This window comes from Blastococcus sp. DSM 46786 (assembly GCF_900109665.1).
GTDB classification, from domain to species: domain Bacteria; phylum Actinomycetota; class Actinomycetes; order Mycobacteriales; family Geodermatophilaceae; genus Blastococcus; species Blastococcus carthaginiensis.
This window is the reverse complement of record NZ_FOAO01000013.1, coordinates 1-20348: the sequence shown is the minus strand read 5'-3', so window position 1 is coordinate 20348 and position 20348 is coordinate 1. Positions and strand designations below refer to the sequence as shown.

Sequence of the window (20348 nt, the reverse complement as noted above, 5' to 3'; positions counted from 1 at the left end):
TCAGACGTCGGTGATCCGGACGCCCGCGTGGACCTTGTACCGGCGGTTGACCGACACCAGGTTGATCGTCAGCGCCTCGACCTGGCGGGCGTTGCGCAGCCGGCCGGCGTAGATGCCGCGCATCCCCGGGAGCCGGCCGGCGAGCGCCTGCACGGTGTCCATGGACGCCCGGTCGTCGCCGACCACCATGACGTCGCCGTCGATGGTGGGCTGGGAGAGGTCCTCGAGCAGCTTGGCCGAGAGGTGGTGGAAGGCGCCGACCACGTGCGAGTCGGGCAGCAGGGTGGCCGCCTGCTGGGCGGCGCTCCCCTCCTCGACGTCGAGCACGTAGGCCCCGAGCTCGTCGAAGCCCATGGGCACGACGCAGTCGACGACGATCTTCCCGGCCAGCGGGGTCGCGAGCTCGGCGAGCGTCGCGGCGTGCCCGGCGAAGGGGACGGCGACGATGACCAGGTCCGCCGCGCCCGCGACGTCGACGTTCGAGCCGCCGGTGACCGAGACCTCCACCCCGCCGGCCACCGCGGCTGCGCGGTCGGCGACCTCGGCGGCCACCTCGGCGGCGCGCTCGGCGTCCCGGGAGCCCAGCAGCACCCGCTGCCCCTGGGCGGCCAGCCGTACGGCCAGCCCGCGCCCCTGCGGACCGGTGCCGCCCAGCACACCCACGACCAGTTCCTCGACCGCGCGACCGTCCGTCACGTCCACCCCTTCCGCGGCGCCGGACGACCCGGCGGCTGGCACCGATCATGCCTGGCCACCGGGACGGAGCTCAGCGCTCGTCCCACTCGCGGTCCTCCGCGTCGAGCTCCTCGTTGCGCTCGGCGACGGAGGCCAGCGCGTGCTCGGCCTCCTCGCGGGTCTCGTACGGGCCGAGCCGGTGCCGCTCGGCGCACCCCTCGCGCGGCTCGACGGTGTGGTGCCTGAGGCAGAAGAACCAGGACCCCTCGCTCATGCGCGACCTCCTTCGTTCGTCGGACGTGCCCAGCCTTCCACCGGTCACGCGGACCCGCGCGGACGGCGGCGGCGTCCGCTCCCGGGACCTCCCCCTCACCCGGACGGGCGCCGGTCGGTGACGGGAGAGGCACAGGGGGTGTCGGATCACCGGTTCGTGCTGCATCCTGCACCGGTGACCGGCCCGGACGTGCGAGCCCCTGACCTGGCCACCGTCACCCCGGAGCCGGTGACCGGGCACGGCCAGGAGCACCGCGTCGCCGCCCTGACCCTCGCGGTGCTGCTGGCCACGGGCGCCCTGATGGGCTCGGTCAACCTCGTCGTGGACGGCGTGCTGCGCGAGGGCACGGCCCGGTGGGCCTACGCCGGCACGATGCTGCTGCTGCTCGTCCTCGCCGCCTCGCTGGTCGTGCGGGGGAGGCTCGGGCCGGCGCACACGCTCGCCCTGGTCCTGCTGGGCGACCTGATCTACCTCGTCGTCGTCCTCTGCATCGAGGACCCGCTGCGGTACGCCACCCCGCTCATGCTGCTGTTCCCCGCCCTCGCGGCCGCCTGGTTCCTGGAGCCCCGGGCGCTCACCGTGCACATGGCCGTGACGACCGGCGTCTGCCTTGCCGCGCTGTGGCCGAGCTACGACAGCACCGCCGCCCTCGCCGTCCAGGTCGGGGTCAGCACCGGCATGCTCAACGGCGCGGCGACGTCGGTCTACCTGCTGCGCCGGCGCGTGCAGCGCCTGCTGGCCGAGACCGAGACGCTCACGCACCTCGACCCGCTCACCGGGCTGCACAACCGCCGCTACCTCGTCGAGCAGGCCGACCGCGTCTGGCGGCAGGCGCGGCGCGACGGCACCCGGGTCTGCGCCATGGTGCTCGACCTCGACCATTTCAAGCGGCTGAACGACGAGTTCGGGCACGCCGTCGGCGACGCCGTCCTCAGCGCCGTGGCCGCGTCCCTCGCGGTCGCCGTCCGCCCCGCCGACGTGCTGGCCCGCATCGGGGGTGAGGAGCTCGTGGTCCTGGGGTCGGTGAACGACGCCGCCGAGGCCGGCCGGCTGGCCGAGCGGCTGCGGTCGGCCGTCGCCCGGGGTCAGGGCGCCGGCGGGCACGGCGTCACCGCCTCGATCGGGCTCGCCGTCACCCGGCCGGTCGACGGGGAGGACCCCGTGGCGGCGCTCTGGCGGCTGGTCGACGAGGCCGACGGGGCGATGTACCGGGCCAAGCGCGAGGGCCGGGACCGGGTGGCCACCGCGGGGGTCCCGCGCGCCCGCAGCCCCCGCGCGGAGGAGACCAGCTCCTAGCTAGACCGGTGCGGCCGGCGCCCCACGGCCGGGTCGCTCGACCGGTGGTTCCGGCGGTTCTCTGCTTGGCTGAGGGCATGTCGCTGGTCGCGCCCGGTCCGACGCGCACGGTGCCGCCTCCGCTGCGCGTGCAGGCCGACGTGCGCGACCGGTGGCTGACCCAGCGGCTGCTCGACGTCCTCCCCGGCCTGATGGACCGGGCGGGCATCGACCTGTGGATCGTGGCCGGCCGCGAGTACAACGAGGACCCGGTCCTCGCCACGCTGCTGCCGGCGTCCTGGTTGTCCGCCCGGCGGCGCACGATCCTGCTGCTGCACCGCAGCGACGACGGCGTCACCCCCGCGGCGGTCTCCCGCTACCCGGTGGGCCAGTTCCTGCCCGCGTGGACCGTCGACCCCCGCGAACCCGCGGGGCGGGGCCAGTGGGCGGAGGTCCGCCGCTTCGTGGAGCAGGCCGATCCCCGCCGCATCGGCATCGACGTCTCCGAGGACTTCGCGCTCGCCGACGGCCTCTCCCACACCGAGCACCGGTTGCTCACCGAGGCGCTGGGCCCCTACGCGGAGCGGCTGGTCTCGGCCGAGCGGCTGGCGGTGAGCTGGCTGGAGACGCGCCTCCCGGAGGAGATCGACGCGCTGCGCGGGATGAACCGGCTGGTGCACCAGGTGATCGCGGAGGCCTTCTCCCCCGCCGTCGTGCGGGTGGGCGAGACGAGCCCCCTCGACGTGGCGTGGTGGATCCGGCAGCGCTTCCACGACCTCGGTGTGGAGCCGTGGTTCCAGCCGTCGGTGCTGCTGCAGCGGGCCGGGGTGCCGCTGGCCGAGGACGGCGGCACGCTGCTCCCCGCCGTCCCCGGGGACGCGGTGGTGCAGCCCGGTGACCTGCTGCACTGCGACGTCGGCCTGAGCTGCCTGGGCCTGCGCACCGACACCCAGCGCAACGCCTACGTCCTGCACGCGGGCGAGACCGACGCCCCCGCCGGGCTGCGCGCCGCCCTGCAGGCGGCCAACCGGCTGCAGGAACTCACCACGGCCGCGCTGGTGCCGGGCCGCACCGGCAACGAGGTGCTGGCCGCCGCCCGCGCCGGGGCGGCGGACGAGGGCCTCGACGGGGACGTCTACTCCCACCCCATCGGCTACCACGGGCACGGCGCCGGCCCGGCCATCGGCCAGTGGGACCAGCAGCAGGGCGTGCCCGGCGCCGGCGACTACCCGGTCCACCCCGACACCGCCTACGCCCTGGAGCTCGCCGTGCGTCGCACGGTGCCCGAGTGGGGTGGCCAGTGCGTCCGGCTGGGGCTCGAGGAGGGCATCGCACTCACCGATGCCGGCGTCGAGTACCTCGACGGGCGGCAGACCGACTTCCTGCTCATCGGCTGACGGCCGCGCCGCTCCCGCCGGGGACGGGAGCGGCGCGGCGGGGCGCTCACTTCTTCCGCGAGCTCGCGGTCTTCTTGTCGTTCGCCTTCTGAATGGCGTCGACCAGTTCCTTCTTCTTCATCTTCGACCGGCCGGAGATGTCGAGCTTCTTCGCGACCTTCTTGAGGTGGTCCTTGCTGGCGTTCGCGTCCACGCCGCCCTTGGTCTTCTTGCCCGTGTCCCGGCCGCCCTTGGCCTGCTCGTCGGAGGGACCCTTCTTGCCCCCCTCCTTGGGCTCCCAGTGGTCGCCGACCTTCTCGTGCGTGTGCTTGAGCGCGGAGTAGGCGGTCTGGTGCGCCCGCCGCCCCTCGCCGTAGGACTCCACCGCGGAGTCGTGGGCCTTGGCGTAGGTGCGCTGCGCCTTCTTGTCCGAGCGCTGGATGGTGCTCGGCAGCTCTTCCTTCTTGGCCTTGCCGTCCTTCGTCGCCTTGGGCACGATGGCTCCTCCTTCGTCGGTGTCGGAGCGCCCCTACCCCGGCCGGCGCGGATGATCACCTGATCGGCCCGGCATCCCACCGGACGGGGACCAGGCGGCCGCTCCCCCGGGTCGGGGAGCGACCGCCCGGCGCTCAGGCGGGTCCGGCGAGCCGGACCGGACCGGTCACCGCCCGGCCTCCGCCTCCCCCTCCGCGAGCGTCTCGTGCAGGGCCCAGTACGCGGGCTTGCGCTCGTAGTCCTCGAACATCACGGTCGCCGCCCCCTGGCCGGGCGAGAAGCTCGGCACCCACGAGTACCTGTCGTTGAAGCCCCAGATCGTGAAGGAGTTGCAGTCGTCGACCGACAGGCAGGCCTCGAGGACCCCCCGGTAGGTGTCCGCCTGCTCGGCGAGCTGCTCCGCGGTGGGCACCCCGCTCTCCGGGAGGGTGAACCGGACGTCGAGCTCGGTGATCGCGGTCTCCAGCCCCAGGTCGTCGAAGCGCTGCATGTTCTCGTCGAGGGTCTCCGGGAAGGGGTACTGCAGGTCCAGGTGTGCCTGGAAGGCGAACCCGTGCAGCGGGACGCCGTCGGCGAGCAGCTCCTGCGCGAGCTCGTAGTAGGCGTCGCTCTTCGGGCCCATGTCCTCGACGGCGTAGTCGTTGAGGAAGAGCTCGGCCTCCGGGTCGGCCTCGTGCGCCCAGCGGAACGCGTCGGCGATGATCCCCGGGCCGAGCCGCTGGATGAAGATGTTGGCAGTCGCGCCCGTCGAACCGTCCCGCAGCCGCACGCCGCCGTCGTCCCACGTGTCGGCGAAGATCTCGTTGGCGACGTCCCACTGCTGGATGCGGCCCGCGTAGCGGCCGACCACCGTCTGGATGTGGTCCTTGAGGATGGCCCGGAGCTCCTCGTCGGAGTAGTCCCCCTCGGTGACCCACTCGGCCAGCTGGCTGTGCCAGAGCAGGGTGTGCCCGCGGACGACCTGCCCGTGGCGCTCGGCGAAGGCGACGATCGCATCCGCGGGCCCGAAGTTGTAGACCCCGGGCTCGGGGTGGATGAACTCCCACTTCATCTGGTTCTCGGGGGAGACCGAGTCGAACTCCGTGGCGAGGACCTTCCGGTACCGGGGGTCGCGGGTGAACGGATCGGGGTAGTCCGCGTTCACGTGGTGCCCCCCGCCGGCGACCGCGGTCCCGATGACCAGGTCGTCGGGGGTGACGGTGCGCAGGCCGTTCCGGATGGCCGGGCCGGAGGACCGGTCCTCCCGGGCCTGGGCCGGCGGTGCCGCCTGGTCCTGCGGCGCCGCCGCGGCGGGCAGGACCGCGGCGGAGATCGCGACCGGGACCAGGGCCACCCCGACCGCGCAACGGGCTGCCGCCCGCGAACCGAACCTCACAGAGCGCATGCTGTGCCTTCCCTCGAGACGTCGGAGCAGCTTCCGGAAATTTCCGGAAGCCGTGTCGCGGACGTTACGTAGATCACATGTCGGCGTCAACAGGAGCGCAGGACGCCACGACGGAGGCCGCCCCCTCGCCCGTCGGGAGGAGCTCCGCCGCGCACCCGCCCGGGGCCGTGCAGCCGGCCGTAGGCTGGCCGCCCCGACCAGGAGGAGGTCCGTTGGCCGACGAGCAGACCGGCGCGGTGACCATCGCTGCCATCGCCGCGGCGGCCGGGGTGTCGGTCCCGACGGTCTCGCGCGTCCTGAACGGGCGGTCCGACGTGGCCCCGCAGACCCGCGAGCGCGTGGAGCAGCTGCTCCGCGATCACGGCTACCAGCGCCGGGGCGGCCGGGCCCGGGCGCGGCTGATCGACCTCGTCTTCAACGACCTCGACAGCCCGTGGGCGGTGGAGATCATCCGCGGGGTCGAGGACGCCGCCCACGCGGCGGGCGTCGGCACCGTGGTCACCGCGATCCACCGCCGGGCCAGCGCCACCCGGGGGTGGCTGGACAACCTCAGCGCCCGGGCCAGCGACGGTGCCATCCTGGTCACCAGCGAGCTGGACCCCGAGCTCGACGCGGAGCTGCGCAAGCTGCAGGTCCCCGCGGTCGTCGTCGACCCGGCCGGTGTCCCGGGGCTCGACGTGCCGACCATCGGTGCGACCAACTGGGCCGGCGGCCTCAGCGCCACCGAGCACCTGACCGGGCTCGGCCACCGGCGCATCGGCTTCGTCGCCGGTACCCCCGATCTCTGGGCCAGCCGCGCCCGCCTGGCCGGGTACCGGGCAGGCCTGGAGGCCGCCGGGCTGCCGTTCGACGCCGACCTGGTGGTCGAGGGCGACTTCGGCTACGCCTCGGGAGCTCGCGCGGCCGACCGCCTCCTGGCCCTGCCCGACCCGCCGACCGCCGTCTTCGCCGCCAACGACCAGATGGCACTGGGGGTCTACGAGGGGGTCCGGCGCCGGGGCATGCGGGTGCCCGAGGACGTCAGCGTCGTCGGGTTCGACGACCTGCCGGAGGCCCGCTGGTCCTCGCCGCCGCTCACCACGGTGCACCAGCCGCTGACCGAGATGGGTGTGCTGGCGGCGCGGACGGTGCTGCGGATGCTGGACGGCGAGACCATCGAGAGCCCGCGGCTGGAGCTGGCCACGCGGCTCGTCGTGCGCGACAGCACCACCCCGTCACGGCTGCGCCCCGCCGAGCCGGTCTCCTCCTAGGAACGGGAGCAGCTCACCGGCTCCGCCCCCCACGCGCGGCGCCGTGCTGCCGGATCCTGGCCGCGCGTGGCGGGCTCGGCAACCGTCGCGCAGCACCTCGGCGCCGGTAGGTTCCGGCCGTGGACGCGAGCACCTTTTGGACGCTGGTCGAGGACACCCGCGCGGAGGCGGTCGAGACCGCGAAGGACTCGGTGGTGGCCGAGCACGTCGTGACCCTCACGGCCGCGCTGGAAGAGCTCTCTGACGACGACGTCCTGGGCTTCTACCGCCAGCTCATGGCCGCCCGCACCCGGGCCAACCGCTGGGACCTCTGGGCCGCGGCGTACGTCGCTCTCGGCGGGGCGGGCGAGGACGCCTTCCTCGACTTCCGGAACTGGCTGATCAGCCACGGGCGGGACGCCTACGAGCGGGTGCTGGCCCAACCCGACGCGCTCGTCGACCTCGAGTGGGACGAGGACGAGGACGACTTCGGCTGCGCCGAGGAGTGGGCCTACGCCCCGCTCGAGGTGCTGGAGGACCGCGGTTTCGCCGAGGAGGACCTCGACCCGGGCCCCGACGAGGTCGACGACCAGTTCGGCGAGCCCTCCGGCGAGCCGTTCCCGGAGGACGACGACGAGTGGTTCGCCGCCCGGTTCCCCCGGCTGTGGGCCGCCTACGGCCAGGTCTGACCGTCCAGGTACCGCGTCCAGTGCGCCCGCTCGGCGTCGGTCATCGCGCGGCTGGCGTTCGCCGCGAAGTCGAACACCACGAGCACGCAGTCGGCCCGGATCGCGACCTCGCTGTCCTGCGCGAGCTCCTGCCGGACGGTGAAGGACTTCGTGCCCAGCCGGGTCACCCAGCTCTGCACGCAGAGCTCCTCGCCCACCCGGTAGTAGAGCTGGCGGAGGTAATCGACCTCGAGACGGGCGAGGATCAGACCGCCGCCGGCGTGGTCGTCCCCGATCGCCAGCCGGGCGTCCTCCAGGAGAGCCAGCGCACGGGCGTGGTTGACGTGGCCCAGCATGTCGGGGTCCGACCAGCGCAGCCGGACCGGGTGCTCGTGCCGCACGTCAGGGCAGGTCGGCGGTGTCGGAGGACTGCCGGTGCGCACCCTGCGCGTCGTCGGGGTCGGGGTGGACCGTCCGCTCCTCCGACTCGGCGAGGATCACCTCGGCGGCGACCTCCTCCATGCCGCTGCCCTGGACGCCCTTCTCCTCGGGCAGCAGCTGCGAGCGGGTCTCGATGTTGCCCTCAGTGACGTTGTCCAGCGCCTGCGGGCTCGGCTTCTTCTGCGTCGTCACGTCAGAACCGCTGCTGCTCGGTGCCGAGCCCGAGGGCCTGGGCGACCTTCTGGACGTTCTCGAACCGCTGCCCGGCGGGCAGCCGCCGCAGGTCCGCCAGCACCCGGTCGGTGCCGCCGCCCTCCTGCGCCTTGGCGACGAGCTGGTCGCGGTCGGCCGGCCACACCTCCTTGCCCAGGGCCTCGGCCAGCGCGGCGCGGTGGTCGAGGTCGGCCTGGTCGGTGCCGGGTGCGGTGGCGGCCTGGTGCGGATCGGTCACGGGGAACTCCTCGGTCGGGACGACGCGCGTCAGTTGCCGGCGTCGGTGGAGGCGTCGGTGTAGCGCAGGAGCGCAGCCACCGGGTCATCGCCGGGCAGCGCCGCCTTCGGGACGACGAGCACGCCGGCCGCGCTGGCCACAGCCGCTTCCAGCAGCGCCGGACCGGCCGGGGCGACCCCGCCGTGCACCCCGAGCGCGTCCATGTCCTGCTGCTTGACGCCGAGCTCGAGCGGGCTGCCGCCGACCAGCAGGGTCGCGTCGGCGTCCCGCTCGTCGGTGACGACGAGGGTCTCGACCTGCCCCTTGCGCAGTGCCTCGACGACGGCCGCCGTGCCGGTGACGGCCAGCCCGTGGGCGCCGGCAGCCTGCACCTGGTCGACGGCGGTGGCGATGTCGCGCGCCTCGTGCTCGGCGACCAGCTCGTTCGTCCGCCGCTCGATCGGCTCGCGGTCGGCTCCGGCCGCGCGCCCACCCTCCTCCATGGTGACGACGAGGTCGGACCACACGCCGCTGGCGCGGTCGGAGAGGATCTGCCGCGCCCGCACGTCGCCGGCCAGCAGCACGAAGCGGGGGCCCAGCCGCCGGACCAGGGAGGCGATCTCCTCGGCGACCTTGTCGGCGTTGTCGATCCACTGGTTCTCGGCCGTCTCCATGTACCGCCGCTGGGACCACCCGCCGACCCCGAGCTTGCGCATGTGGAAGGTGTCGCCCTCCACCTGCCGCTCCTCGTACTCCTGGCCCGGGAGCCCGGCAGCGGTGATGTCGGCACCGACCCGGTCGGCGACGACCACGACGTGCGGCACCCGGCCGGCCAGCTGGCGCAGCACCGGGAGCAGGTCGGGGTGCGCCGCCCACTCGGCGGTCTCGCGGGCGGGGCTGTCGGCGAGCACCTCGTCGAGCACGACCGACCCGTCGGCGGCCACGATGACGGCGCGGCCCTTCAGCGTGCCGGCCTCGCCGCCCTCGTTGCCCTCGATAAGCCGGGCGCGCACGGCCTCGACGACCGTCTCCGGCGCCCCCTGCTCGGTCAGCTGCTCGCAGATCGCACGCACGCGGAGCTCGAGCTCGGTGTCGGCGGACTCGGTGGTGTGCGTGACGTCGGCGCAGACCGTGGCGTAGGGACCAGCGGCGGCGAACACCGGCTCCAGGAAGGACACGTCCATGTCGGGGGGACAACTCCTCGGTCGATCGGGGGTGTTCGGTGGGCGGGGTGGCGCTGGGCCGTGACTCCCGCCGTCGCCGCCTACCCACCGACCGGAAGCTCACACCCGGTGTCGAACGCGGAGGACGGGGTAGGCGGTCGGTCGACACGGAACCGCAGAGAGGACGAGGGATGACCGAGCACGACCAGCTGCCCCTGCCCGACTACGACCACCTGCCCGTGGAGGGTCTGGCCTCGCGGATCCGGACGCTGGACGCCCGGGGTCTGGAGACCGTGCTCGAGTACGAACGCGCCCACGCCAACCGCGTGCAGGTGGTCACGATCATGGAGAACCGCCTCACCGCGCTGCGCGAGGGGGCGCAGCCCTCCGGTGGCGACCCCGCCGCCTCGGCCGCCGACGACCCGTCGCACGCCGCGGGCGGCTCCAAGGTCTCCGGGGCGACCACCGGCCCGGCGATCAATCCGTCGTCGCAGGGCGACCCGACCAACCCGTCGCAGCCGCGCGGAACCGGCTCCGCGGGCCCGCAGCCCACGCACTGAGCCGGCCTGCCGAGCAGGCATAGGAAGCGTTGCATGCGGAATGGGGGCCGAATCCGCATGCAAAGCTTCCTATGCCTGGGGGTCAGGGACCGCTGAAGGTGGCCACGATGTCCATGACGGCGGGCCCGAGCAGCACGATGAACAGCGTCGGCAGGATGCACAGGATCAGCGGGAAGATCACCTTCACCGGGATCTGCATGGCCTTCTCCTCGGCCCGCTGCCGCCGCTTGAGCCGCATCTCCGCGGCCTGGGTGCGCAGCACGTCCGCGATCGAGACCCCGTACTGGTCGGCCTGCACGACGGCCCGGATGAACCGGCGCAGGTCGGGGACGCCGGTCCGCTCGGCGAGCGCCAGGTAGGCGTCCCGCCGCGGCTGGCCGACGGCGATGTCCTGCAGGGTGCGCACCAGCTCCTCGGCGAGCGCCCCCTTGCCGTTGCTGCCGGCCCGGGCCATGGCGGACTCGAAGCCGAGCCCTGCCTCGACCGCGATGGTCATCTGGTCGAGCGTGTCGGCCAGCTCGAGCGCGATCGCCTCCTGCCGTTCCTGACCGCGGCTGTGCAGCAGCAGTTCCGGCAGGAAGTAGGCCACGACGGTGCCCAGCACCGCGGCTCCAGCGGTCACGGGACCGGGCGAGGACGTCGCCAGGAGTAGTCCGAGCACGCCCGCGACCGGACCGAGGACGAGCTTCGCCGCGACGAGCCTGAGCACCGGCCAGGCGGCGGGCCGCCCGGCGCGGCCGGCCAGGCGGTCGAGCCGCGCGACGGTCCCCCGCGGCGTCAGCCCTCGGGCGGCCCGGGAGAGGACGCCGGGACCGGTACGGCCGCGCGCACTGGTCATCGCGGCGGGGTCGATGCCCCGCAGCAGGTTGTCGCGGATCTGCACGCTCTCCCCGCCGGCGCCGGAGAGCAGCGACCAGCCCAGCACGGGGAGGGCCGCAGAGAGGGCGAGCGCGGCCAGGATCACGGGGACGGGGACGGTCGTCATCAGAACCTGATCGCCACGGTCTTCTTCAGCCACAGGCCGCCCACGAGCAGCATCACGGCTGCGCCGGCGAGCATGCCGTAGCCGACGAGGCTCTGCGTGAACTTGGCCAGGTACTCCGGGTTGCTCACCGAGAGGAACCCGGTCACACCGAAGGGCAGGGCCATCAGCACGATCGCGGACAGCTTCCCCTCGGCCGACAGCGCCTTGACCTGACGCCGGATGGCGTTGCGCTCGCGGATGGTGTTCCCGACGGCGTCGAGCACCTCGGCGAGGTTGCCACCGACCTCCCGGTGGATGGCGATGGCCTGCGCGACCCAGGTGAAGTCGTCGCTGCCCATCCGGTCGGCGACCTCGTCGAGCGCGTCGTTGAGGTCGCGACCGACGCGGGTCTCGTTGACGATCCGGGCGAACTCCTCCGACGTCGGCGCCTCCGCCTCGTGCGACACCGAGTCGACGGCGCGCAGCAGGCTGTGCCCGGCTCGCAGGCTGCTGGCCATGAGCTGCAGAGAGTCGTCCAGCTGATCGGCGAACGCGGCCTGCCGGCGCCCGGCCAGGAAGCCGAGCATCAGTTTCGCGCCGAAGGGCACCACGACGACCACGAGCACGGCCAGCAGGGGGCCGCCGAGCAGGCCGCTGATCACCCCGCCGACGAGGGCGGTCAGCCCGACGGCGAGGACGAAGTTCGGCAGCGTCGTCGACAGGCCGGCGCGCTCGAGGGCCGCTGCCCAGGCGGCGAGCCGGCCGCGCTTGACCAGCACCTTCTCGACCGCGGCCCCGGCCGCCGCCCCCGCGCCCGCCAGCGCCGAGGTGGGCGGCGCCACGGAAGGGTCCAGCCGGGCCAGCGGCACGCGCGCGGGGCCGGCCGGGAGGACGACGAGGGCGAGGACCAGCAGCGCCGCGGCGATCGCGCCGACGCCGAGGGCCAGGAACGCAGCGGACACGGTCACCACCGCCTGGGGGCGGCCGGCTCGACCGCGCCGAAGACGCGGGGCGAGAGCGTGATGCCCAGGTCGTCGAACTTGTCGGTGAACCGCGGCCGGACGCCGGTCGGCACGGGCTTGCCGAGGAAGGTGCCGTGCGCGTCGACCCCGGCGGAGTAGTCGAAGAGGAAGGCGTCTTGGAGGGTCACGGTCTCCCCCTCCATGCCCTGCACCTCGGTGACGTGGGTGACGCGGCGGCTCCCGTCGCGCAGCCGGGTGATCTGGACGACGAGGTCGACGGCGGAGGCGATCTGCTCACGGATGGCCCGCAGCGGCAGGTCCATGCCGGCCATCAGCACCAGGGTCTCCAGCCGGGCGATCGCGTCGCGCGGGGTGTTGGCGTGCACGGTGGACAGCGAGCCGTCGTGGCCGGTGTTCATGGCCTGGAGCATGTCCAGCGACTCCCCGCCACGGCACTCCCCGACCACGATCCGGTCGGGCCGCATGCGCAGTGAGTTGCGGACCAGGTCGCGGATGGTGATCGCGCCTCTGCCCTCGATGTTCGGCGGCCGCGACTCCAGCCGGACGACGTGCTCCTGCTGGAGCTGCAGCTCGACCGCGTCCTCGATGGTGACGATCCGCTCGCCGTCCGGGATGAACGACGACAGCACGTTGAGCAGCGTCGTCTTCCCGGTGCCGGTGCCGCCGGAGACGATGATGTTGAGCCGGGCCTCGACGCAGGCGTGCAGCAACTCGGCCATCTCAGGCGAGAGCGTCCCGAAGCCGATGAGGTCCTGGACCCCGAACGGCTCCTTCGAGAACTTGCGGATGGTCAGCGTCGAACCGCTGAACGCCAGCGGCGGGATGATCGCGTTCACGCGCGAACCGTCCGCCAGCCGGGCGTCGACCAGCGGGGAGGACTCGTCGATCCGCCGCCCCACCCGCGAGACGATGCGGTCGATGACCCGCCGCAGGTGCTCCTCGGACGTGAACCGCGTGGCGGTTCGCTCCAGCCGGCCGCCTCGCTCCACGTAGATCGCGTCCGGCCCGTTGACCATGATCTCGCTGACCGCGGCGTCGTCGAGCAGCCGCTGGAGGGGGCCATAGCCCAGCACGTCGTCGGCCAGTTCGGCGGTGAGCCGCTGGCGCTCCTCCGTGCTGAGCGGGACGTTCTCCTCCTCGACGACCTCGTCGAGCTCCTTGAGGACCACCGCGCGCAGCGCGTCCTCTGCCATCGAGGGATCGTTCATCCGGCTGCCCATGCGCTCGAACAGCGCCTTGCCGACGCGGTCCTTGAGCCGGGCCAGGGCGTCGGTCGGCGGCGCGGGGCTCGCGGCGGCGGCCGGCCGGGGCAGGGTCCGGGTGGCCGGGGGCGCGGCAGGCGACGCCGCGCGTGGCGCCGCCGCCTGCGTGGCAACGGATGCGGGCTGGGCGGTCGCGGGTGCCACTGCTCCCCCGCCCCGCGCCGCCTGCAGCCGCTCGGCGAGGTTCACGACGCCGCCCGGTGCTTGGCCCGGTAGCGACCGGACTTCGCGAGCGGGGTGGCCGAGAAGCGGGACACCAGTCGGCGCAGCTCGCGCACCATCGGGTCGCGGCGGCCGCCGCTGGACAGGATGGGGACGCCCTGGTTGGTCGTGGCGGGCACGGCCTTCGACCGGGGCAGGACGACGTCGACGCCGGTGCCGATCGTCGTCTCGACGTCGCGGACGGTCAGCCCGCCCTTGGGGTCGGCGAAGTTCATGACGACGTGCCGCCCGGCGGGGATCATGGCCAGCTCGCGGAGCACGTCGAGCTCCTTGCGCAGCCCGCGCACACCGGGCACGTCCATGCTCGTGAGCATGACGACGTCGGACGCCCGGTCCAGCGCCGCCAGAGTCTGCTCGGACAGGCCGGGGGCCGTGTCGACGACGACGTAGCGGAACTCGCGCGCCAGGGAGGCCAGCAGCCGGGTGACGTCCTCACCGCTGACCGTGTCACCGGCCGCCGGCGACTCCGCGCCGCAGACGGCGAACAGCCCGCTCGGGTGCTGGGTCAGGAAGGTCTTGAGGACCATGGTGTCCTCGGCCGCCGGCCCGTGGACGGCGTCGGGCAGGGTGTACTCGGGGACCAGTCCCAGGGCGGAGGCCACGTCGCCGAACTGCACGTCCAGGTCCACCAGCACCGTGGACTGGGGGGCGGCCTCGGTGAGCCCGATGGCCAGGTTCGTGGCGACGGTGGTCTTGCCGACCCCGCCCTTGGGCGAGGCGATGGTGATGACCCGCCCGGCGTAGCGGTCGGTCTCGCTGGTCGGGCGCAGCACCCGGCGCCGGCCGGCGGCGGCCCGCCCGGCCCGCTCGACGGCGGCGGCGATCTCCTCGACCCCGGCGTCGGGCGGCAGCAGGTCGCGGATGCCCGCGCGCATGGCCGCCTGCCACATCTCGGGCGACGGCTCGGCCATGAGGACGACGGTGATCCCGGGCGACTGCACGTCGAGCCGGCTGGCCAGGCCCAGCACCTCGGGAGCCGGCGCGTGCGGACCCACGAGCAGCACGTCGGGCAGTTCGTCGTCCACGAGCTGCTCGAACAGCCGGGCCGGGTCGCTGGGCAGCCGGCCCGGAGGGAGCACGTGGACGTCGCCGCCGGTGGCCTCCTTGACCCGCAGGACGAGGTCCTCCCCGGCTCCGGCCAGCACGACGCGGCTCATGAGTAGGCCTTTCCGTAGATGGTGTCCGGCGTGAGCACCTGGGTGCGGGAGACGTCGGGGTCGGCGGGCTCGAGCGACAGCCAGATGCTGGCGTGCTCGGCGGCGAAGACGATCGCCTCGGCCTGGGCCGCGGGAACGGCGAACGTGATCATGAGGCTGCCCGAGGGGGCGGGCGCCGCGGCGGGCGCCGCCGTCCCGTCGGCGGGCGGGGCCGGCGGGGCGGGCGCCCCCTGCACCTGGCTGACCAGCACCTCGTGCAGGACCGAGTGGGTGGTGCCCCCGGCGTCCCCGGTCATGGAGACGAAGACGCCGACGGTGTCACCGGCCGCCAGCCGGCCGCCCACGGCGCGCTGCGGCTCCAGGACGATGCTGACCTCCTGCATCCCGTCGGGCACGGGCACCGTGCCGGCGGCCTGCCGCGCGTCGGGCCGCACGAACCGGCTGTCGAGCAGCTGCTCCCCCGGGGCCAGCGCCACGTCGGCGACGCGGTCGGCCAGCGTGGCCAGGTCGGTGACCCGGCCGGGCATCGCCGCCTTCGCCGGCAGGAGCTCGACGCCGACCAGTTCGGCCAGGGCGCTGCCGGGGGTGCCGGCCGGGATGGCGGCCTCGGCCACCAGCACCTCCACGGCCTGGACGCCGGCGAGGGCACGCTGCTCCGCGCCGCGCACGTAGCCCACGAGGACCACGGTGCCGACGGCGATCAGCACGAGGGCCGCCACGGCGGCCAGGAAACGACGTCTCACGAGTGGGCGCCCCTATCGGATCAGTCGGAGGATCGAGGCGCCCGTCTGCGGGGCGTCCGGGCTGTAGTTCCAGTCGTCGGAGAGCTCGACGAAGCGCGTGTAGTAGCCCGTGACGCACCGGTCGCTGGAGTTGGTGCCGGGCCCGCAGACCTTGTTGCCGCTCTTGATCGAGCCGTTGACGGCATAGCCGGTGAGCGTGAAGGCGGCGTAGCCGTAGACCCGGTACCAGCCGTTGCTGCCGCCGTCGCCGAACTCGTCGAAGAGCGGCAGCAGGACCGTCCGCCCGAGCCAGCCCTGGAGGTCGGCCTCGGAGCAGCCCTGGGGCAGCGAGACGCCGGTGTCGGAGTCCAGCCGCTGACCGATGGCGGAGGTGGCGTGGCAGCGGCCCTGGTCGGGCACGACCCACCCGAAGCCACCGGGCACGAAGTTGCCCGACGGTCCGGTGCAGCCGCCGACGTCGTCGGACTTGCTGAACATGATCGTCTGCAGCGTCTCCGTCGACGGCAGCCCGCCGCCGGTCTGGGCCTTGAAGGAGCACCAGGAGAAGGTGAGGGGCAGCACGGCGGTGCCCTGGCTCGGGGCACCCCAGCCGACGGTCGCGCTGGCCGAGACCTGGCTGCTGTCGTGGCCGATCACCGGCGCGAACCAGTGCTCCTTGGGGGCGCCGCCGGTGACTGTGACGCTGAGCGGGTCACCGCTGAGGACGGGCTGGGCAGCGGTGCCCGTCGGGTCGTTGTGGCTGATCAGCTGCTGGGCCGTGGAAAGCATGTCGCCGCAGTTGCCGCGCGAGCAGTCCTGCGCGACGGCGATGGCGGCGGCGTCGGCCGCGACCTGGAGCCGGGCGCGCTCGGCGTAGAGGGCGCCGAGGTCGACGGCGATGGCCGTGAAGCCCAGCATCGGGACCAGGAGCAGCGAGAAGACGACAGCGCTGGCGCCGCGCTCGCCGGCCAGCCGGCGGCGGAGCCGCGAGGTCAGCCGTTGCATCGCATGACCCCCGTTCCGGTGAGCTCGATCTCGGAGCCGAAGAAGCCGGTCAGGTACGGCTTCGGGTACGTGACGGTGAGGCGGACGGCGGTGTCGCCGGCGCCGGTGGTGGGACAGGACTCCGCCGTCCCGCCGACGATCACGATGTCGATCTGGTCGTCGGTGATCGCCGGGTGCAGCGAGGCGGCGGCGTTGCGGACGACGGCCCGAGCGTCGGCGGGGTCGTTGCGCAGGGCCATGGCCCGCACGCCCTCGCGGGCGGCCGCCGAGAGCGTGCCCTGCACCTGGAAGGCGTGGCCGAACTCGGCGATGCCGATGACCAGCAGGACCAGCAGCGGCACGATGAAGGCGAACTCCACCGCGGTCGCGCCGCGCTCGTCACGCACCCGTCGCTCGCTCATCCCGCCCACCTCCTCTCGTGCAGCGGCGCAGCGGCCCCCGGGACGAGGGCCGCTGCGCCGGAACCGCTACGGCGTCGCGCAGCAGCGAGCGATCAGGGGGTGGTGGTCGTCGTGGTGCCGCCGCCGACGGCCGGCAGCTGGCCCTCGACGTCGGAGAAGAGGTCGCTCAGGCCGCCACCGAGGGCGGTCACGGCGACGATGATGGCGACGGCGATGAGGCCGACCATGAGGCCGTACTCGACGGCGGTGGCGCCCTTCTCGTCCCGGCGCAGGCGCTCCTGGGCGACCGCGACGAAGCTGGCGATGGTGGCGTAGGCGTTGATCACGTGCACTCCCTGAGGTGTCGGCCGTCCGGCAGGATCGGGTGACCCGGCCTGTGCGGCTGCTGGGGAGAGTTGTCGTGCAGGACACGCCGCGGCTTGAGCGGGCTTCACCCCTTCCAGCGACACCGGCCCGTCGGACGGGCGACGTGGCGGCGGGGTAGATCACGCTCCGTCAGCGGATCAGCCGAGCAGGGCGCCGCCCCACCCGACCGCGATCGCCGCGCCGATCAGCATCGCCGGCCCGAAGGGCAGCTCGCTCCGCCGGCCGACCCGCCGGCCCACGAGCAGTGCCAGCGCCACCACGGCCTGCACCACGAATCCCGCCACCGCCCCCAGCAGCACCGCGTCCCAGCCGAGCCAGCCCAGCGGGAGGCCGATCAGGGCGGCCAGCTTGACGTCGCCCATGCCGAGGCCCGCGGGCGAGATCAGCGCCATGACCAGGTAGCCGCAGAACAGCACGGCGGCCGCCAGGCCGGCGCGCAGCAGTTGCTCCCACGCGCCGTCCGCCGCGGCGGCCACGGTGAGCAGGGCAGCCGTGCCCGCGACCGCCGGTCCGGTGACGCGGTTGGGCAGCAGCCGGTGGCGCAGGTCGACCAGCGCGAGGAGCACGCCCGCCCCGGTGACGACCAGGAACGCCGGCAGCGCCCAGACCGCGCCGAGCCGCAGCGCCACGAGGGCGAACAGCGCGGCCGTGAGCAGCTCCGTCAGCGGGACGGGCAGCATCCGCCGGGCGCGCGGCGCCTCCCCGCCGTCCCACGGGAAGGCCGCGGCGAGCCGGTCGGCCAGCGCTCCGGCGAGCACGCCCAGCAGCGCGGACACCGCGACCGCCGCGGCGGTCACCGGCCGGCGGGAGGGAGCTCGGGGATCACGGCGCACACCCTGGCACAGCCCGATGGCCTCGCTGCGCAGGCGCCGGTGGGGCCGCGGAGGATCGGCGGCCGGTTCGGCTGAAGACCGGCCCACCACCCGCCGTTGAGAATCACGGTCGCGGGCGCGGGCGCGGGACGGACAGGGAGGCGGCGTGCGGATCAGCACGAACGTCGCGGCGCTCAACACCCACCGGGTCCTCGCGGGGAGCGACCGGGCTGCAGGGCGGTCGCTGGAACGCCTGGCGTCAGGGCTGCGCCTCAACCGGGCCGCCGACGACGCCGCCGAGCTGGCGGTCGCGGAGGGCCTCCGGTCGCGCATCGGCGGCATGCGCCAGGCGGTGCGCAACACCCACGACGGCATCAGCGTCGTCCGCACGGCCGAGGGTGCCCTGGCGCAGTCGACGTCCGTGCTGCAGCGCATGCGCGACCTGACGGTGCAGGCGGCCAACGACGGAGCGCTCGACGCCTCCGCGAAGGCAGCGGTCCAGCGCGAGATCGACCAGCTCGCCGCCGAGCTGACCCGGATCGCCACGGTCACCGCCTTCAACGGCACCCCGCTGCTCGACGGCTCCTACCGCGGCACCTTCCAGGTGGGCTCGGAGGTGGGCGAGACGCTCACCGTCGTGATCGGCGGGGCCGGTAGGGGGATGGACGCCGAGGGGCTCGGCATCGGAGGCATCGACGTAGCCCGCACGGCGGCCGTCTCCGCGGCCCGGGCCACGGCGACCCCGGCCGTCTCCGACGAGGAGGGCGTGCCGACCTCCGGCCGGCTGTCCCTCGCGGGGGACTTCATCACACCCGGCAGCCTGGAAGCCGCCTACCGGGACCTCACGGGGACGATCAGCTACGCCGGCCGGACGTTCGACCTCGGCACCGTCGACTACACCGGTGACGTCACCGCCCAGGACCACATCGACACGATCAACCTCGCGGCGCGGGCGGCCCTGGGCACCGCCGGCATGCCGGTGGTGGCCACCTCCGGCGAGCTGGTCTTCACCGGTGACAACCCCGGCCCCGGGTCGACGACCGCCGACGGGCAGCGGCTGAGCCTGCGGTACGACCCCCAGCTGGACACCGGGACGGCGGTACGCGCCCTCGACACCGCGATCCGCCGGGTCGGTTCCGCGCGGGCCGATCTCGGCGCCATCGAGAACCGGCTGGCGCACACCGCGGCCCGGCTCGACGTCGCGGTCGAGAACACGACCGCGTCCTGGTCGCGGATCCGCGACACCGACATGGCGGCCGAGATGAGCACGCTGACCCGCGCCCAGGTGCTCTCCCAGGCCGGGACGGCGATGCTCGCCCAGGCCCAGCAGTCCCCCCAGGGCATCCTCCGCCTGCTGGGCTGAGGCCTGCCCGCTACGGCCGGAGCGACGACCGGGCACCGCACGACGGGCGCGCGGGCTGCCCGCCGGTGGGCCACACTCCGGACGTGACAGTGGACGAGGGCTCGACCCATCGCACGGCGGCGGTCTGGTCCTACCAGGGGCACGGCGTGCACGCCGCCCCGGGCGTGCACGAGTACGCGCTCGACCTGGTCCGGCAGCAGCTGCCCGAGGGCGGCCGGATCCTCGAGGTGGGCGCCGGCTGCGGCGCGCTGGCGTGCCGGCTGCGGGAGGCGGGCTTCGACGTCGTCCCCACCGACCTCGATCCGCCGCACGACTGGATCCACCGCCTCGACCTCGACGACCCGCAGTGGACCGGGGAGACCCGCGGCCCCTTCGACATGGTGCTCTGCGTCGAGACGCTCGAGCACGTGGAGAACCCGCGGAAGGTGCTGCGCTCGATGCGGTCGTTGCTGCAGCCGGGCGGCAAGCTGCTGGTGAGCACGCCGAACGTCGGCCACCCGCACTCGCGGCTGAAGATGTTCCTGCGCGGCGCGCCGTTCATCTTCGGGCCGGGTCACTACTACCAGCCCGGCCACATCTCGATCCTCCCCGACTGGCTGCTCGTCGAGCACGTGCGCACGGCGGGGTTCGAGGACATCACCGTCACCAGCGGCGGGTCGACCTGGTTCGTCGGGGCACGGCGCGTGGCCCACCGGGTGGAGACGGCGCTGCTGTGGGCGATCGGGCTGCGGCCACGGGCCCAGTCCGGCGAGGGGATCTGCACCTTCGTCACCGCCGTCGCCGTGTGACGGGAACGGCCGGACCGGTCAGGCGGGTCGGGTGCCGGCCAGGGTGGCGTAGGCGACGACGTTGTCCTCGTAGCTGCGGGCGACGGGGTCGAACTCGCCGCCGCAGGTGATCAGCCGCAGCTGGGGGTCGGGGGTGTTGCCGTACACCTGCAGGGTGGGGAACCCGGTCTTGGTGTAGCGCTCCACCCGGTCGACGGTGAAGACGGCGACGGTGCCGTCCCCGCGCTCGACCTCCACCTCCGCACCCGGTGTCAGCGCGCCGAGTTCGAAGAAGACGCCGGGGCCGTGCTCGGCGGAGTCGACGTGCCCCAGCAGCACGGCCGGGCCGACCGC

The 20348-nt window shown here is 74.0% G+C and carries 25 protein-coding genes; 7 read left to right on the top strand and 18 right to left on the bottom strand.

Translation table 11 applies throughout. The features are described from left to right. Both npdG and BMW62_RS12985 read right to left on the bottom strand, forming a co-directional pair. A complete protein-coding gene (gene npdG / locus BMW62_RS12990) occupies positions 1-696 on the bottom strand; it encodes an NADPH-dependent F420 reductase (RefSeq protein WP_091931387.1) in 696 nt (231 codons plus the stop codon). Positions 697-766: 70 nt separating this feature from the next. Next, complete coding sequence (locus tag BMW62_RS12985) at positions 767-949, bottom strand: hypothetical protein (protein WP_091931284.1); 183 nt, start codon at positions 947-949, stop codon at positions 767-769. Positions 950-1123: 174 nt separating this feature from the next. Here BMW62_RS12985 and BMW62_RS12980 point away from each other — a divergent pair, with 174 nt between their 5' ends. Further along, a complete protein-coding gene (locus tag BMW62_RS12980) occupies positions 1124-2245 on the top strand; it encodes a GGDEF domain-containing protein (protein ID WP_244524014.1) in 1122 nt (373 codons plus the stop codon). A 65-nt stretch (positions 2246-2310) separates the two neighbouring features. Beyond that, positions 2311-3621 (top strand): M24 family metallopeptidase, encoded by a 1311-nt coding sequence (locus BMW62_RS12975; protein ID WP_244524013.1) that lies wholly within the window; start codon positions 2311-2313, stop codon positions 3619-3621. A 46-nt stretch (positions 3622-3667) separates the two neighbouring features. Here BMW62_RS12975 and BMW62_RS12970 read toward each other — a convergent pair whose 3' ends face one another. Together BMW62_RS12970 and BMW62_RS12965 are read right to left on the bottom strand one after the other, a co-directional pair. Further along, positions 3668-4096 (bottom strand): ChaB family protein, encoded by a 429-nt coding sequence (locus BMW62_RS12970; RefSeq protein ID WP_091931282.1) that lies wholly within the window; start codon positions 4094-4096, stop codon positions 3668-3670. 165 nt (positions 4097-4261) lie between these two features. Then, on the bottom strand, positions 4262-5470 hold the full coding sequence (locus BMW62_RS12965; RefSeq protein WP_211435115.1) for an endo-1,4-beta-xylanase: 1209 nt from the start codon (positions 5468-5470) through the stop codon (positions 4262-4264). Between the two features lie 221 nt (positions 5471-5691). Here BMW62_RS12965 and BMW62_RS12960 point away from each other — a divergent pair, with 221 nt between their 5' ends. Together BMW62_RS12960 and BMW62_RS12955 are read left to right on the top strand one after the other, a co-directional pair. After that, a complete protein-coding gene (locus tag BMW62_RS12960; protein ID WP_244524012.1) occupies positions 5692-6729 on the top strand; it encodes a LacI family DNA-binding transcriptional regulator in 1038 nt (345 codons plus the stop codon). Positions 6730-6848: 119 nt separating this feature from the next. Next, entirely contained in the window at positions 6849-7397 is a 549-nt protein-coding gene (locus BMW62_RS12955) for a DUF4240 domain-containing protein (protein ID WP_091931279.1), read from the top strand. On the opposite strand, the gene BMW62_RS12950 is transcribed toward BMW62_RS12955, so the two are convergent. From BMW62_RS12950 to BMW62_RS12935, 4 genes are read right to left on the bottom strand one after another with little or no spacing between them, the layout of a single operon-like run. Further along, complete coding sequence (locus BMW62_RS12950; protein ID WP_091931278.1) at positions 7382-7777, bottom strand: acyl-CoA thioesterase; 396 nt, start codon at positions 7775-7777, stop codon at positions 7382-7384. The genes BMW62_RS12955 and BMW62_RS12950 overlap by 16 nt on opposite strands. Before the next feature lies 1 nt (position 7778). Next, positions 7779-8009 (bottom strand): hypothetical protein, encoded by a 231-nt coding sequence (locus BMW62_RS12945; RefSeq protein WP_091931277.1) that lies wholly within the window; start codon positions 8007-8009, stop codon positions 7779-7781. A gap of 1 nt (position 8010) precedes the next feature. Next, complete coding sequence (locus tag BMW62_RS12940) at positions 8011-8268, bottom strand: DUF2795 domain-containing protein (protein ID WP_091931276.1); 258 nt, start codon at positions 8266-8268, stop codon at positions 8011-8013. 29 nt (positions 8269-8297) lie between these two features. Further along, the gene (locus BMW62_RS12935; protein ID WP_091931275.1) at positions 8298-9431 is read right to left on the bottom strand and encodes a baeRF2 domain-containing protein; all 1134 of its coding nucleotides are present in this window, start codon (positions 9429-9431) and stop codon (positions 8298-8300) included. Positions 9432-9601: 170 nt separating this feature from the next. Between BMW62_RS12935 and BMW62_RS12930 the strand changes: the two genes are divergently transcribed. Then, the gene (locus BMW62_RS12930; protein ID WP_091931274.1) at positions 9602-9970 is read left to right on the top strand and encodes a DUF8129 domain-containing protein; all 369 of its coding nucleotides are present in this window, start codon (positions 9602-9604) and stop codon (positions 9968-9970) included. Positions 9971-10052: 82 nt separating this feature from the next. On the opposite strand, the gene BMW62_RS12925 is transcribed toward BMW62_RS12930, so the two are convergent. The 9 genes from BMW62_RS12925 to BMW62_RS12885 form a co-directional block, all read right to left on the bottom strand. Further along, on the bottom strand, positions 10053-10955 hold the full coding sequence (locus BMW62_RS12925; RefSeq protein WP_091931273.1) for a type II secretion system F family protein: 903 nt from the start codon (positions 10953-10955) through the stop codon (positions 10053-10055). After that, on the bottom strand, positions 10955-11896 hold the full coding sequence (locus BMW62_RS12920) for a type II secretion system F family protein (RefSeq protein WP_091931385.1): 942 nt from the start codon (positions 11894-11896) through the stop codon (positions 10955-10957). Before BMW62_RS12920 ends, BMW62_RS12925 begins: the two co-directional genes overlap by 1 nt. 2 nt (positions 11897-11898) lie before the next feature. Beyond that, positions 11899-13368, bottom strand: coding sequence for a CpaF family protein (locus BMW62_RS12915; protein WP_091931272.1), 1470 nt, complete (start codon positions 13366-13368; stop codon positions 11899-11901). Next, positions 13365-14558 (bottom strand): AAA family ATPase, encoded by a 1194-nt coding sequence (locus BMW62_RS12910; protein WP_091931271.1) that lies wholly within the window; start codon positions 14556-14558, stop codon positions 13365-13367. Before BMW62_RS12910 ends, BMW62_RS12915 begins: the two co-directional genes overlap by 4 nt. Next, positions 14555-15301: a Flp pilus assembly protein CpaB gene (locus BMW62_RS12905; protein WP_091931270.1), complete on the bottom strand. Its 747-nt coding sequence runs from the start codon at positions 15299-15301 to the stop codon at positions 14555-14557. The genes BMW62_RS12910 and BMW62_RS12905 overlap by 4 nt, the downstream gene beginning before the upstream one ends. A 12-nt stretch (positions 15302-15313) precedes the next feature. Further along, positions 15314-16285, bottom strand: coding sequence for a TadE/TadG family type IV pilus assembly protein (locus tag BMW62_RS12900; protein WP_091931269.1), 972 nt, complete (start codon positions 16283-16285; stop codon positions 15314-15316). Then, on the bottom strand, positions 16273-16686 hold the full coding sequence (locus BMW62_RS12895) for a TadE/TadG family type IV pilus assembly protein (protein WP_091931268.1): 414 nt from the start codon (positions 16684-16686) through the stop codon (positions 16273-16275). Before BMW62_RS12895 ends, BMW62_RS12900 begins: the two co-directional genes overlap by 13 nt. Before the next feature lie 92 nt (positions 16687-16778). Then, entirely contained in the window at positions 16779-17012 is a 234-nt protein-coding gene (locus BMW62_RS12890; protein ID WP_211435114.1) for a Flp family type IVb pilin, read from the bottom strand. A 177-nt stretch (positions 17013-17189) separates the two neighbouring features. Continuing rightward, positions 17190-17849, bottom strand: a complete 660-nt coding sequence (locus BMW62_RS12885) for a prepilin peptidase (RefSeq protein ID WP_091931267.1) — start codon at positions 17847-17849, stop codon at positions 17190-17192. A 181-nt stretch (positions 17850-18030) separates the two neighbouring features. Here BMW62_RS12885 and BMW62_RS12880 point away from each other — a divergent pair, with 181 nt between their 5' ends. Together BMW62_RS12880 and BMW62_RS12875 are read left to right on the top strand one after the other, a co-directional pair. Continuing rightward, positions 18031-19227: a flagellin N-terminal helical domain-containing protein gene (locus tag BMW62_RS12880; protein WP_091931266.1), complete on the top strand. Its 1197-nt coding sequence runs from the start codon at positions 18031-18033 to the stop codon at positions 19225-19227. Positions 19228-19310: 83 nt separating this feature from the next. After that, positions 19311-20015, top strand: a complete 705-nt coding sequence (locus BMW62_RS12875) for a class I SAM-dependent methyltransferase (RefSeq protein WP_244524011.1) — start codon at positions 19311-19313, stop codon at positions 20013-20015. Between the two features lie 18 nt (positions 20016-20033). Here the strand turns inward: BMW62_RS12875 and BMW62_RS12870 are convergent. Next, positions 20034-20348 (bottom strand): sortase domain-containing protein (locus BMW62_RS12870; RefSeq protein ID WP_139206259.1); only part of this gene is annotated, 315 nt, incomplete at its 5' end.

What these genes read in the sequence shown, in the direction of transcription:
- BMW62_RS12985 (WP_091931284.1), bottom strand. Translation starts at nt 949, where the DNA reads ATGAGCGAGGGGTCCTGGTTCTTCTGCCTCAGGCACCACACCGTCGAG.
- BMW62_RS12935 (WP_091931275.1), bottom strand. Translation starts at nt 9,431, where the DNA reads ATGGACGTGTCCTTCCTGGAGCCGGTGTTCGCCGCCGCTGGTCCCTAC.
- BMW62_RS12930 (WP_091931274.1), top strand. Translation starts at nt 9,602, where the DNA reads ATGACCGAGCACGACCAGCTGCCCCTGCCCGACTACGACCACCTGCCC.
- BMW62_RS12925 (WP_091931273.1), bottom strand. Translation starts at nt 10,955, where the DNA reads ATGACGACCGTCCCCGTCCCCGTGATCCTGGCCGCGCTCGCCCTCTCT.
- BMW62_RS12910 (WP_091931271.1), bottom strand. Translation starts at nt 14,558, where the DNA reads ATGAGCCGCGTCGTGCTGGCCGGAGCCGGGGAGGACCTCGTCCTGCGG.
- BMW62_RS12900 (WP_091931269.1), bottom strand. Translation starts at nt 16,285, where the DNA reads ATGCAACGGCTGACCTCGCGGCTCCGCCGCCGGCTGGCCGGCGAGCGC.
- BMW62_RS12895 (WP_091931268.1), bottom strand. Translation starts at nt 16,686, where the DNA reads ATGAGCGAGCGACGGGTGCGTGACGAGCGCGGCGCGACCGCGGTGGAG.